Here is a 13,056-nt window from a genome sequence, read left to right as displayed (position 1 = left end):
GCGCTTCTATGATGAATTGAAATAAATCAGGAAGAGCAATGATGAAAATTACAGTTTTAGGTGGCGGCCATGGATGTTATGCAGCTGCGGCAGAAATGGCTGAAAAAGGGCATGAGGTGCTGTTATGGCGCCGTGATTCAGATGCTTTACAACAACTTGCTGCCACTGGGCAATTAAAGATTAAGGATTATCAGGGCGATCGTACTGTGACGGTGGGTTTTGAAAAGAGTCAGATTAATTTGTCTGATGATTTGCAAAGCGCCATGGAACATGCTGAGTTGATTATTATTCCATTACCTGCGACCACACATGATGATTTAGCCCATCAAGCAGCGCCATTTTTTAAAGCTGGGCAAGTGGTGTACTTACCACCAGCGACATTTGGTAGTTTTATCTTTGCCAAGGCGATGCAACAAGCAGGCAACACTGCGCAAGTGGCATTTGCAGAAACGGGAACTTTGCCTTATTTGGTGCGTAAACATGGGGTGAATCAAATTGTGATTAGTGGTTATGCGACCCGGTTACCCACAGGCGTGTTTCCAAGCGTATTGTCACAACAGGCATTTCAAGTGCTTAAGCAGGCATATCCTAGCGTTGAACCCGTTGAAGACAGCTTAAGTGGTGCATTGATGAATGCTGGACCGATTATTCATCCACCTCTGATTTTGATGAATGCAGGTCCACTTGAACATTTTGAAGCGTGGGATATTCATAACGAAGGTACTCAACCCTCAATTCGTCGTGTCACCAATCAACTCGATGCGGAACGAATGCAACTGCGTGAAGCATTGGGATATGCCGCACCACATTTTCCTTTGGCGGATCATTATAATCATGAAGGTGAGGGTGATGAATGGATGTATGGGCGTGGGGCACATGGAAAATTAACTGACAGTGGTGACTGGCGTGAGGATATCGACTTAGATTCACATCGCTATATGTTAGAAGACACTCGTTTAGGATTATCTTTTTTAGTTTCTGTGGGACGTTGGGCAGGTGTTGCAACCCCTGTTGCTGAAGGATTGTTGAATATCGCGTCAGCGGTCACGGGTAAGGATTTATATCAACAAGGACGTACTTTTGAGCGTTTAGGTCTTGCGGATAAAAACCCAGCAGAACTGCAAGCGATTTTGCAACAAGGAGTCTAAAATGCAGATGATCGAAAAAATTGCAGTGCTCGGTGCTGGGCGTATGGGCAAAGCCATTGCGATTGCTTTTGCCTATGCCGGACTAAACGTTGATTTGATTGATGCAAAACAACGTAGTGAAGCTGAATTTGAACAATATCAAACTCAAATTCGTGCTGATTTACAGCAAGAGTTACAGTTGCTTGAGAAAATTCAGTTTATTCAAGCGGAGCAGCAAGTTTTTGTTTTGGATAAGATTGCGATTTTATCTAAACAGGCTGCTACAGGCATGTTGCCAAGCTGTGCGTTGATCCTTGAGGCTGTACCAGAAGTAAAACAAGCCAAACAAGAAATTTTTGCTTGGCTGGATCAATATCTTTCACAGCAGTGTATTGTGGCTTCGACCACATCCACATTTTTAGTGACGGATATTGCGCAAATGATTTCGCATCCTGAGCGAGTGGTCAATGCACATTGGCTAAATCCTGCTTATCTCATGCCTTTGGTGGAGTTAAGCCGTTCTGACCAGACCTCAAATGAGGTGCTGACTCAGCTTAAGCATTTCCTACAGGTGATTGGTAAGGTACCTGTGGTTTGTAATGCCAAGGCGGGCTATATCGTGCCAAGGATTCAGGCCTTGGCAATGAATGAAGCGGCACGTATGGTTGAAGATGGAGTCGCTTCGGCAGAAGATATTGATATTGCTATTCGTACCGGTTTTGGTTTGCGTTTTTCTGTTTTAGGCTTATTGGAGTTTATTGATTGGGGCGGTGGCGATATTTTGTATTATGCCTCGCAATATTTGCAAAAAGAGCTGGGTGAGCGTTTTCGTACACCTGAAATTATTGCGGAAAATATGCGGCAGCAGCGTAATGGCCTTCGTGAAAAGCAGGGCTTTTATAATTATGCGGATGTGGATATTCATCAATATAAACAAGATGTCTTACGCACCTTTTCAGATCGAATTGAAAAAAGTAAGTTAAAACCATCGTTTAATATTTTACAGTCCGCAACGTGATGAACCGAACAATTCGCCCATTGCATTCAGCTAATGGGCATTTATTTACAGCTTTTAGCTTGATGGCATCAAATTGAATAGCTTTTTCAACTGTGCATTTAACTGATGCAATTCCTCATCTTCAAAGGCATTTAAAATCCCAGATAAAGTCACTTGGCTGATTTGATTAATCTGCTCCACCAGTTCTTTGCCTTTGTCAGTGAGCTTGACCATCGAGATACGTTCATCAGACTCTGAAGAAAAAACCTGCACAATATCATCCTCAACTAGGCGATAAATGGCTTTGGTTGCTGTGGTCAATTTAAGGGTAGAGAGGTTGGCAATTTCGGTAATACTGGCTTGTTGCAAAGCATTGGTACTTAAAATAATTTTACGACGTGTATTGTCGATACCTAGTTTTTTTATTGATTTTTCAATAAGTTGTGTATATTTACCATTCACTTGAGAAATCCAAAAGAAAGGATAGCTTTGTAAGCTGCTAGGTTCATTATTAGGTAGAAATTGTTCTAAATGAGTAAGCATAGCAAAGTGATAACTTTATAAAGATGAATATTCATCATTATACAAAAATTAAAGAAAAAATCTTTGCTCTTTCTGATAAAAATATCTTGACAATTACATTACTTTTTCCGATATTGGTATTAAGTACAAAAATACATGGAAAAGTGAATGAATATTGTTGTACAAGACGTACAAATAGGACGCGGTGCTTTAAAAGTCATGGTGAAAGATTCCATTGATATTCAAGGTCTTAAAACCATGATCGGGAGCAAAGCCTTGATGGATAAGCCTTCTGCAACAAAAAATGCAGAAGTGGTAGATCGTATTTTGGCAGAGGATTGCCAAATTACTGCAAAAACCAATCTGCATGAGCTGGCTTTTGGAATTACCGGGATCAATCCTGTTTTTGGCACTGCAATCAATCCTCAATATCCTGATCTAATTCCAGGTGGTTCATCGAGTGGGTCTGCTGCTGCCGTAGCCGCAGGTCTGGCTGATTTTACTTTAGGTACCGATACTGGTGGTTCAATTCGTATGCCAGCGGCATGTTGTGGCGTGTATGGTTTTAAGCCGACATTCAATCGCGTCAGTCGTCAAGGGATACATCCAGCCATGAGTTCGCTGGATTGCGTGGGACCATTTGCAGCTTCGGTTGCAATGATTGAAACCGCGATGCAGATAATTGATCCAAGCTTTCATACTTTGGAAAAATTAGCGCATGCACCAAAACTGGCTTGGCTTGAGGTAAATGCAAATCCAACGGTATTGAACTGTATTCAGCATTTTCTTGCTCAGGCGAATCTGTCAGCTACACCAGTGAAATCTGAATGGTTTGAACCTGCTTATGATGCAGGGATGCAGATCATTAATTATGAAAATTGGCAGGCGTATGGCGAGTTAACCAAAACTGGTTTATTGGGTGACGATATCCATGCTCGCTTGCTTAAATCTGCGCAAACCACTGTGCAACAAGTAAAAGAGGCGGAAGCGGTCAAAGCACAATTTATCAATGAAATTGATGGCTTATTGGAAAAATATGATGCTGTGTTACTGCCAACCCTTCCGCAAATCCCACCCAAATTAATCGATGCAGAACATATGGTCGCACTGTTGAACTTAACTTCATTGGTGCGTCCATTCAATTTATCTGGACATCCTGCAATTTCAATACCGCTCAAAACCAGTGAAGGGCAACCAGTGGGTTTACAAATTGTGGCGAAACGAAATTCGGATGAGCTGGTCTGTGCAATTGCGAAATATATCGTGGATGCAGCGCAATAAATGACAAGGAGTTGGGTAATGAATAATTTATCGACAAAGGAATTTGTAATGGACACAACAATAACGGAATTAGAAGCACTCTGTCAGGAGATTCGAGAACGTGCTTGTACAGGCGAGTTCGATAACCAAGCGTATGTGAGTCAAGACATTATCGATAAGTTGAAACAGATTGGTGTTTATCGTGCATTGGTACCAAAACGTTTTGGTGGCAATGAATGGTCACCTCAACAATTTTGTGAATTGATTGAGCGTCTGTCTAAAGCGGATGGGTCTGTGGGATGGGTTGCGAGTTTTGGGATGAGCCCTGCTTATTTGGGTAGCCTGCCTGAAGCGACACTTGAAGAATTATATAAAGAAAGCCCAGATATTGTATTTGCAGCAGGTATTTTTCCACCGCAACCCGCAGATTTAAGAGCTGATGGCGTGGTGGTAAAAGGTCGATGGAAATTTTCAAGTGGTTGTATGGGGGCCGATATTATTGGGGTGGGGATTAGCCCACAGGTCAATAACACCACACAAGGTCTTCCACGTTTAGCAATTATCCCTGCAAAACAAGCACAAATCGAAATGACTTGGGATACGGTCGGCTTAAAGGGAACAGGGAGTCATGATCTGCTGGTGGATAATGTCTTTGTTAACAATAACTGGACCTTTATCCGTGGCGAACCTTCCAAACTTTCGGAACCATTTTTTAAATATCCATCACTGTCATTGGCAACACAGGTGTTAACTGTGGTCGGGATTGGGGTTGCGGCAGCAGCGTTGGAAGAATTCCAAAAATTAGCACCTGGTAAATCATCTATCACAGGTGGTGCTGAAATTGCCAGTCGCCCAGTCACCCAATATGAATTTGCCCAAGTCGAAGCTGAGTTTAAAGCAGCACGTGTTTGGTTCTACGACACTATGCAAATCGTTTGGAATGAAATTATTGCAGGTGAGACTCCAACACCAGAACAGATCAGTGATATGCGCTTGTCTTGTACCCATGTTGCTCGAGTTTGCGCACGCGTAACGCGCAAAATTCAAATGCTGGCGGGCATGACTGCAATTTATACCCATAACCCATTTAGCCGTTTTGTGAATGATACCAATGTGGTGACTCAGCATGCCTTTATGGGCGATGCCACTTTACAAAATGCCGCTTTGGTGAGCTTTGGTATGCAGCCAGCACCCGGTTATTTATAAGCCGAATTTAAATAATCACGAGATGTCCAAGGATGATATGACATGAATAGCCAAATGGATTTGACCGTTATCCTACAACGCTTAGAGCAGCTCGAAGCGCAAAATGCGATTCGTAATTGTATTCATCGTTACATGGAAATTTGTGATGGATTAAATGCCAAGACTGACCTCAATGAATTAATGGATTTATTTGATCAGGACAGTATTTGGGAAGGAATTGGTGAGAAATATGCGCAATCTTTTGGTCGCCATGCTTCATGGCAAGCCATTTTTGACATGTTTAAAAGCTATACCCAAACCGAATCGCATTTTTTGATGAATGCGCATTTTGTCAGCTCAGAACAAATTTATATTGCAGGCGATCAGGCCAATGCAAGCTGGTTGATGTTGCAAACCTCGACCTTTCTCAATGGAGATAGCCATTTAAATGCCGCAAAACTCAGCGTGAAATTTAAACAGCAAACCGATGGTCTATGGAAGATCAAACATTTTCAGACTGAAAATATTTTTAGTCGCCCTGTGTCTCACTGGAACAGTACAGCGATATTGCCAGTACCGTCTCAGCAATAAGTTATGGATAAATTGAAAAGGATAATGGATATGAACAGTATTATTCCAATGCAGAATATTAATATTGATTACAGCGAGTTAGTTCAAAGTGATCGTGCGCATACCTCTTTATATAAAGATGCGCGTGTCTTTGATGATGAAATGGAAAAGATTTATTACAGCACTTGGGTTTGGGTGGCACATGCCAGCGAAATTCCAGATGGTGGTAGCTATAAAACTATTAATATTGGTAAGCAACCTGTGGTCGTTGTACGTGACCGTAAGAAAAAAGTCCATGTATTGCTCAATCGTTGTCGCCATCGTGCAGCAACGGTATGTGAACATAAAAAAGGCAAAACCAACAGTTTTGTTTGCCCATATCACGGATGGAGCTATGCACTGGATGGTTCATTACGTGGTGTACCTTCACCTGAAAGTTATGGTGAATGTCTGGATAAATCAGAGTTTCCATTGATTAGCCTACGTGTTGAAGAATACAACGGTATGATTTTCGCCACCTTTAAAGACGATATTGAACCTTTAGCGGATTTCTTGGGCGCTGCGAAAAAATGGATTGATTTGTTTATGAAACAAGGCGCAGGTTATCCAATTAAAGTATTGGGTGAACATCGTTTCCGTTTCCCAGGCAACTGGAAAATCCAGCTGGAAAATACTACCGATGCCTATCATTTTCCGTTGGTACATAAGTCATTCTTAAGTTCAGTCGATGAGAAGACTGAAGAGTTATTTAATTTTGAAAATCAACCTGGCTATGTTGAAGATTTAGGTAATGGGCACAGTGTCATGGTGATGATTCCTGAGCTGGTGGATTTAGATGAAGAGTTGATGGAACGCCCAATTCAGGAACGTTTTGAAGAGCTTGCACAAGCGTTACGTGATGAAGGGCATGAAGAACTTGAAGTACGCCGTATTGTACGCGCTGTGGGGGGCTCTGGTTTTAACTTAAACCTGTTCCCGAACATTGCCTGTTCAATGGCCTTCTTCCGTGTTATGCAACCGATTTCAGTCAATGAAACTGAAATTCATCATTCCGTGATCACGATGGATGGTGGTCCACAGATTGCCAATCAATATCGCTTACGTCTACATGAACATTTCCAAGGTCCATTTGGTTTCGGTACGCCTGATGACTCAGAAGCGTGGGAACGTGTGCAACATGGTGCCAATGCTGGTCAGGATTTATGGATCATGTTGAACCGTGGTTTACCCGGCGAAGTAAAAACTGAGGATGGCTTAAAAAGCGATGTCAGTGCAGAAACTGGAATGCGCGCTGCTTATCAGCAGTGGAAAAAGATGATGACGGCTTAAGGAGAGTAGCATGAACATGAATTTGCAATTATTAAATGAAGTGACTGCTTTTGTTTGGGCTGAAGCTGACATGTTAGACCATAGTGAATACCGTGAATGGCTCAATCTATGGAATGAAAAAGGCGTGTATATCATTCCGATTGATCCGACACTCAAGGATTATGAAAACAATTTGAACTATGCCTATGACAACAATCATATGCGTACATTACGGGTCGAACGTTTGGAAAATGGTGAAGCGATTTCGACTGCACCCAAAGCCAATACCGTCCGTAGCGTGTCACGTATCCGTGTCGTAAAAGATGAGGATGGTGAAATCATTTTACGCTGTGCACAAAACCTCCGTGAATTCCGTAAGGAAAGCTTAAAACATTACACCGCAGATGTGATTTTTCATTTGGTTCGTGATCCAGAACAAGGCTTTAAGATCAATCGTAAAATTATCAACTTAGTTAACTCGACCGATACTTTGGCGGGTATCAGTTACATCCTCTAGGAGCGCAAAAAATGAAACAGGTTGTTTTAGTCACGGGCGCAGCATCTGGTTTAGGGAATGTGATCGCCGAATATTTTGCAGCACAGGGGCATCAAGTGATTGTCTCTGCCAGCAGCTTAGAAAAGGCTGAAAATGCCAAAGCACGTAGTCCTAATGCAGAGAATATGTTTGCGTTAAAACTGGATATTTCAGTTGAGCAAGATTTTCATGCCGCAGTGCAGTGGATTCAACAAAAATTCAGCAAATTAGATGTGTTGATTAATAATGCGACGGTCACCAAGGCAACCCCAGTTTTAGAGATTACTGCAGCTGACTTTGACTGGATCACCCAAGTGAATCAGCGGGGAACCTTTCAGGCGTGTCAGATTATTGGCAAATATATGGCTGATCAAGGCTATGGTCGTATCGTCAATATGGCTTCATTGGCAGGACAAAATGGAGGTACTGCAACAGGAGCACACTACGCTGCAACTAAAGGTGCAATTGTGACTTTGACCAAAATCTTTGCCAAAGAGTTTGCTGCTAAAGGCGTGACTGTAAACGCCATAGCACCTGGGCCAATGGAATCACCGATTGTACACAGTGTGGTATCTGACGAAAAAATGGCGCAATTTATTCAAAATATCCCAGTCAAAGCATTAGGTAGTATGGGATTTATTGCTGAAACCTGTGCCTTGTTAGCAAGCCCAAGCGCTGCATTTGTCACTGGGGCGACGTGGGATATTAACGGTGGATTATTTATGCGTTAAGCCTTGGGCGAGATGCATAAAAGGGAGATAAATCATGGCTACACTTTATAACGTGGTTGTCAGAAACCGCCATATAGAAGGTGGGAATGTTGCAGTCATGGAGTTTGAATCTGCAAATTCTGCCACATTACCAAAAATTGAAGCAGGTGCGCATATTGATGTGCACTTACCCAATGGTATGGTGCGTCAGTACTCACTATGCCAAAACCCAAAAGATGTTGGCATATTCCGACTGGGGATTTTACGTGATCCAGAATCGCGTGGTGGTTCAGTATCGGCTTTTGAAGATTTAAAAGATGGTATGCAAATACAGGTCAGTGAACCAAAAAATCTGTTTCCATTAGTCAAAGCCAAACATGCTGTACTGGTGGGTGGGGGGATTGGAATTACTCCTTTGATCACCATGGCCTATCAATTGGTACAAGAAAATGCATCTTTTGAATTGCATTATTGCGGGGCAAGCCCAGAGCAATGCGCCTTTGTCGATGAAATTAGAAATAGTGTATTGGCGCCCTTTACCACCTTCCATTTTAAATCGGAAGGAGCCAGCCATCGTGAGTTTTTTCAATCTGCCATTCAGGACATAGACAAAGCAAGCCATATCTATACCTGTGGTCCCAATGGATTTATGGATTGGGTGATTAATTTGGCTTTGACACAAAATTTTCCTGAGCAACAGATTCATAAGGAATATTTTCAGGTTGAGGTTGAAACCAACGGTGATGCATTTGAAGTTGTTGCTGAGCGTAGCGGCAAGATCATCATGGTCAATGCCGAAGAAACCATTCTGCAAGCACTGGCACGTGAAGGGATTGAGATTGAAATGTCTTGCGAACAGGGCGTCTGCGGAACCTGTATGTGCGATGTGATCGAAGGTGAGCCTGATCATCGCGATGTATATTTTACTGATGAAGAAAAAGCCAGTAATGAACAAATACTGGTGTGCTGTTCCCGTGCAAAGTCAGCACGATTGGTACTGGATATTTAATTGCTTTTAACAGGACTAAGCAATTTCAGATACCGAGCTAAATAGGATAAAAGATTCAGGAGAGAATAATGAATTCATTAAAATCAATGGATGAAATCAAAATAGATCCAATGCAATTTAGACGGGCATTGGGTAATTTTGCCACAGGTGTGACCATTGTGACGGCACAAAATGAACAAGGTGAGAAGGTGGGAGTCACTGCAAATAGTTTTAACTCAGTGTCTTTAGACCCGCCACTCATTTTATGGAGTATCGATAAAAAATCATCGAGTTTTTCTGTATTTGAGCAAGCTACGCATTTTGCGGTAAATATTTTATCGGGTTCTCAAATTGAGTTATCCAATAAATTTTCCCGTCGCAATATCGATAAGTATGAAGGTACAAGTTATCAGGTTGGTGCAGGTCAATCACCAGTTCTAGACCATTGTTCAGCAGTGTTTGAATGTGAACGACATGAAATTATTGAAGGTGGTGATCACTGGATTATTATTGGCAAAGTCGTTAAGTTTCATGATCAAGGGCGTAGTCCGTTGGTGTATCACCAAGGAGCGTATTCAGGTGTGATTCCTCATCCATTATTACAGCTTAAAGATACTGTAGAAGCAGAAGACTTAGGCGAATTACACCAAGGGCATTTATATAGTAATGTCTGTTATTTAATGAGTCGGGCGTTTAAATTTTATCAGACCGATTATATTCCGAAGCAGTTAATCACTGGATTTCGCACCAGTGAAGCAAGATTATTATTGGTGTTAGGCAGTGGTACCGCATCCAATAAAGCAGATTTACCACGTGATATTGCCATGCCGATGCGTGAGATCGAACAAGCTGCGCTTATCTTAAAAAAAGATGGTTTATTGATTGAAACGGAAGGTTTTTTTAAGTTAACGGAAAAGGGCAAGAAAACCGCACATTATCTGTTTGATATTGCCGATAGCCATCAAAATGAAGTTTTTGAAAAATATCCTGAAAATGAAAAGGAAATTTTTATTAAAATTTTAAAGGATATTGCGGGGATTGTATAATCATCAACTGACCGACAAACATCTAGATGAATTTGTCGGTTATTTGGATTGATTGAGATAGAATTTTTAACGGTGTTGGAAAAGACAAAGCAAAGCTATTCAAGTTATTGAATCGATCTGTCCAAGAGGAATGGATATGAATCAAGCTAAAGAAAATGAAATTGTACAGTGGAAGCAATCTATTCAAAAGGTTTGTGGTAACTTTGAGACGACCTTTGATAAACAGAATAATTTATTTATTGGTGAAGTAAAGTTCTTTTTACTGGGAGAGACAGAGGTTGCTTTTATAAAAAGTAATGCCAGTCATATTTGCAGAAAAAGTGGTATGCCTGATCGAGTGAAAGATCGTTTCTGCTTTTTGGTGATTCAGTACACAGGCAAGATGCGGATTGTTTATAAAGATCAAAATATTGATTTAAATGAAGGTGAGATTACCTTACTTGATCCTGATGAAACGATTGATATGTATCCACAAGGTTTATTTAGTCATGTTTCAGTGCATTTATCGCGCGAGAAATTATTCAGGCAAGGCATTACGGTTGATCATTTTGGCAAATTAAATACTTCTAATATGAGTGGGCATTTGCTGAAAGGTATGTTGCAAAACCTATCACCTGAAAATATTGAACTTTGGTATGCAAAAGAGGATGGTAATGCTTTTGAAGATGCCTTGATTGCTTTAATCAAACCGACAATTAACTATAAAAATATTGAAATTTCCAGTCATCTCAAAATAAAAGCAGAGCGATTTATTTTTGAGCATCTCAATCAGCAAAGTTTAAATGCACGAATGATCGCAAATCACTTAGGGATTTCACTTCGGCATTTACACCGATTATTTGAACATCAACAGCAATCTGTACACAAGTTTATTCAAATGCATCGTATCGAAAAAATTCAGTATGAATTAAAAGATGGCAAAAATAAAAGTCTGTCGATTACTGAAATTGCTTTGAAGTGGGGATTTGGTGACAGTGCTCATTTCTCAAAATTGTTCCGTAAGATGATCGGGCTTTCACCGAAACAATATCGCTTAAAAGTGTAGTCGATGAATTTTTAGATCTGCTGTCAATGTCACAATTTTGCATAAAGTGAGTCACGTTTAAACAAGAACATCCGCTGCAATCATGGTGAAATCTTATTCAAGGAATTGGATGAGTAGGCAAGCATGATGCAAGCAGAATATGACTATATTATTATTGGGGCAGGGTCGGCAGGCTGTGTGGTCGCAGCACGATTATTACAAGCAAACGCAGGACGAGTGCTGGTTTTAGAGGCGGGGACGAAGGACAATAGTATGTTCCATACGATCCCAGCAACAGTGATCAAAGTATTTCAACAAAAATCATGGCCGTATATGACGGTTCCACAAAAACATTGTAATCATCGTGAAATGATTCTTGCACAAGGAAAAGTCCTTGGCGGAGGGAGCTCTGTCAATGGCATGGTGTACTGTCGTGGACAACGTCAGGATTATGATCTATGGGCATCTGAATGGGGCTGCAACAAGTGGTCTTATCAAAATGTGCTTCCATTTTTTAAAAAAGCTGAAAAAAATGAAAGCCTTGCGGATGAGTATCACGGACAAGAGGGTATTTTGCCTGTCAGTGAAAATCGTTATCGTCATCCTTTAACACTTGCCTGTATTCAAGCAGGTCAGCAAATGGGGATGAAATATGTCAATGATCTCAATGGATGGGATCAAGCGGGTGTCGGCTTTTATCAAACAACAACCCTGCATGGTGAAAGAGCCAGCACTGCAAAGACCTATTTAAAAGCGGTTGAACATCTTGCAGATATTACTGTGGTGACCGATGCACTGGTTCATAAAATCGAAACACATGCTGGTCGGGCGACAGGTGTAACCTATAGCATTGCTGGAAAACCCACTGTTACTGTGCACGCAAGCAAAGAAATTATTGTCAGTGCTGGTGCAATTGGTAGTCCAAAAGTTTTATTACTCTCAGGTATTGGTCCAAAACAGCATTTAAATGAACTGGGCATTGAATGTATTCAAGACTTACCTGTGGGTGAGAATTTTCATGATCATTTACATATGTCAGTGAATGCAACTGTTAAAACCAAGAATAGCTTGCTTGGGGAAGATCAAGGTTTAAAAGCACTACGGCACTTTTTACAATGGCGCTTTACCCGTTCTGGTTTATTAACGTCTAATATTTTAGAAGGCGGTGGCTTTATTGATACCAATAACCATGGCCGACCTGATGTACAGTTCCATTTCTTGCCAGTACTGGATAATTTTGATAATACGCCAGGTGAAAAAGCAGTGGCACAAGAACATGGTCTCACCATTAAGGTTGGACATGTACAACCCAAAGCACGAGGCAGTTTACGTTTAAGCAGTAAAGACCCAAATGCTTTGCCGATCATTGATCCAAACTATTTAGGTCATCAAGAAGATATTGATGCCAATATTCGCGCGGTTCAGGCAGGGCTGCGTTTACTACAACAGCCTGCATTAAAATCTATAGTCAAAGATATTATTGAACCAGCAAATATCGATCCCGATGACATTGCTGCGATTGATCTGTGGATGCGTCAAAATATTAAAACGGTCTACCATCCAGCAGGCAGCTGTAAAATGGGCAATTCTTCACAAGACTCCGTTACTGACCAAACCCTTAAAGTGTATGGTTTTCAAAATTTACGCGTGATTGACTGTTCCATTTGCCCACAAGTACCAAGTGGAAATACCAACGCCATTGCCATCATGATTGGTGAGCGCGGTGCTGACTTTATTCTAAATGCATAATTGAATCTCATAGAGATTGCTGAACCTAAATTGCC

The 13,056-nt window shown here is 41.2% G+C and carries 13 protein-coding genes; 12 read left to right on the top strand and 1 reads right to left on the bottom strand.

Features of this window, described 5'->3' with window-relative positions:
* Positions 1-41 precede the first annotated feature (41 nt).
* Entirely contained in the window at positions 42-1,148 is a 1,107-nt protein-coding gene (locus AC2G3J_RS12620; protein ID WP_483771079.1) for an NAD/NADP octopine/nopaline dehydrogenase family protein, read from the top strand.
* A gap of 1 nt (position 1,149) precedes the next feature.
* Complete coding sequence (locus AC2G3J_RS12615; protein WP_483770075.1) at positions 1,150-2,145, top strand: 3-hydroxybutyryl-CoA dehydrogenase; 996 nt, start codon at positions 1,150-1,152, stop codon at positions 2,143-2,145.
* 54 nt (positions 2,146-2,199) lie between these two features.
* Here AC2G3J_RS12615 and AC2G3J_RS12610 read toward each other — a convergent pair whose 3' ends face one another.
* Complete coding sequence (locus AC2G3J_RS12610) at positions 2,200-2,667, bottom strand: MarR family winged helix-turn-helix transcriptional regulator (RefSeq protein ID WP_004721604.1); 468 nt, start codon at positions 2,665-2,667, stop codon at positions 2,200-2,202.
* 147 nt (positions 2,668-2,814) lie between these two features.
* Here AC2G3J_RS12610 and AC2G3J_RS12605 point away from each other — a divergent pair, with 147 nt between their 5' ends.
* From AC2G3J_RS12605 to AC2G3J_RS12560, 10 genes are all read left to right on the top strand, one after another.
* Positions 2,815-3,927 (top strand): amidase, encoded by a 1,113-nt coding sequence (locus tag AC2G3J_RS12605; RefSeq protein WP_483770074.1) that lies wholly within the window; start codon positions 2,815-2,817, stop codon positions 3,925-3,927.
* Positions 3,928-3,945: 18 nt separating this feature from the next.
* Complete coding sequence (locus tag AC2G3J_RS12600; protein WP_412676242.1) at positions 3,946-5,112, top strand: acyl-CoA dehydrogenase family protein; 1,167 nt, start codon at positions 3,946-3,948, stop codon at positions 5,110-5,112.
* Positions 5,113-5,154: 42 nt separating this feature from the next.
* Positions 5,155-5,682, top strand: coding sequence for a nuclear transport factor 2 family protein (locus AC2G3J_RS12595; protein WP_483770073.1), 528 nt, complete (start codon positions 5,155-5,157; stop codon positions 5,680-5,682).
* Between the two features lie 30 nt (positions 5,683-5,712).
* On the top strand, positions 5,713-6,990 hold the full coding sequence (locus tag AC2G3J_RS12590) for an aromatic ring-hydroxylating oxygenase subunit alpha (protein WP_419328754.1): 1,278 nt from the start codon (positions 5,713-5,715) through the stop codon (positions 6,988-6,990).
* 10 nt (positions 6,991-7,000) lie between these two features.
* Positions 7,001-7,486 (top strand): aromatic-ring-hydroxylating dioxygenase subunit beta, encoded by a 486-nt coding sequence (locus AC2G3J_RS12585; RefSeq protein ID WP_004721595.1) that lies wholly within the window; start codon positions 7,001-7,003, stop codon positions 7,484-7,486.
* Between the two features lie 11 nt (positions 7,487-7,497).
* Positions 7,498-8,235: an SDR family NAD(P)-dependent oxidoreductase gene (locus AC2G3J_RS12580; RefSeq protein ID WP_419360181.1), complete on the top strand. Its 738-nt coding sequence runs from the start codon at positions 7,498-7,500 to the stop codon at positions 8,233-8,235.
* 34 nt (positions 8,236-8,269) lie between these two features.
* Positions 8,270-9,223: a PDR/VanB family oxidoreductase gene (locus tag AC2G3J_RS12575; protein ID WP_483770072.1), complete on the top strand. Its 954-nt coding sequence runs from the start codon at positions 8,270-8,272 to the stop codon at positions 9,221-9,223.
* Between the two features lie 65 nt (positions 9,224-9,288).
* A complete protein-coding gene (locus AC2G3J_RS12570) occupies positions 9,289-10,248 on the top strand; it encodes a p-hydroxyphenylacetate 3-hydroxylase reductase component (protein WP_390883196.1) in 960 nt (319 codons plus the stop codon).
* 136 nt (positions 10,249-10,384) lie between these two features.
* Positions 10,385-11,293 (top strand): transcriptional regulator FeaR, encoded by a 909-nt coding sequence (gene feaR / locus AC2G3J_RS12565; RefSeq protein WP_483770071.1) that lies wholly within the window; start codon positions 10,385-10,387, stop codon positions 11,291-11,293.
* A gap of 126 nt (positions 11,294-11,419) precedes the next feature.
* Positions 11,420-13,021: a GMC family oxidoreductase gene (locus tag AC2G3J_RS12560; RefSeq protein ID WP_336954168.1), complete on the top strand. Its 1,602-nt coding sequence runs from the start codon at positions 11,420-11,422 to the stop codon at positions 13,019-13,021.
* Positions 13,022-13,056 lie beyond the last annotated feature (35 nt).

This window comes from Acinetobacter legionensis (assembly GCF_057165765.1).
This window is presented reverse-complemented; position numbering and strand designations above follow the sequence as displayed.

Excerpts from the sequence above, each read along its gene's own strand:
- AC2G3J_RS12620 (WP_483771079.1), top strand. The coding sequence starts at position 42 with ATGAAAATTACAGTTTTAGGTGGCGGCCATGGATGTTATGCAGCTGCG.
- AC2G3J_RS12615 (WP_483770075.1), top strand. The coding sequence starts at position 1,150 with ATGCAGATGATCGAAAAAATTGCAGTGCTCGGTGCTGGGCGTATGGGC.
- AC2G3J_RS12610 (WP_004721604.1), bottom strand. The coding sequence starts at position 2,667 with ATGCTTACTCATTTAGAACAATTTCTACCTAATAATGAACCTAGCAGC.
- AC2G3J_RS12605 (WP_483770074.1), top strand. The coding sequence starts at position 2,815 with ATGAATATTGTTGTACAAGACGTACAAATAGGACGCGGTGCTTTAAAA.
- AC2G3J_RS12600 (WP_412676242.1), top strand. The coding sequence starts at position 3,946 with ATGAATAATTTATCGACAAAGGAATTTGTAATGGACACAACAATAACG.
- AC2G3J_RS12595 (WP_483770073.1), top strand. The coding sequence starts at position 5,155 with ATGAATAGCCAAATGGATTTGACCGTTATCCTACAACGCTTAGAGCAG.
- AC2G3J_RS12590 (WP_419328754.1), top strand. The coding sequence starts at position 5,713 with ATGAACAGTATTATTCCAATGCAGAATATTAATATTGATTACAGCGAG.
- AC2G3J_RS12585 (WP_004721595.1), top strand. The coding sequence starts at position 7,001 with ATGAACATGAATTTGCAATTATTAAATGAAGTGACTGCTTTTGTTTGG.
- AC2G3J_RS12580 (WP_419360181.1), top strand. The coding sequence starts at position 7,498 with ATGAAACAGGTTGTTTTAGTCACGGGCGCAGCATCTGGTTTAGGGAAT.
- AC2G3J_RS12575 (WP_483770072.1), top strand. The coding sequence starts at position 8,270 with ATGGCTACACTTTATAACGTGGTTGTCAGAAACCGCCATATAGAAGGT.
- feaR (WP_483770071.1), top strand. The coding sequence starts at position 10,385 with ATGAATCAAGCTAAAGAAAATGAAATTGTACAGTGGAAGCAATCTATT.
- AC2G3J_RS12560 (WP_336954168.1), top strand. The coding sequence starts at position 11,420 with ATGCAAGCAGAATATGACTATATTATTATTGGGGCAGGGTCGGCAGGC.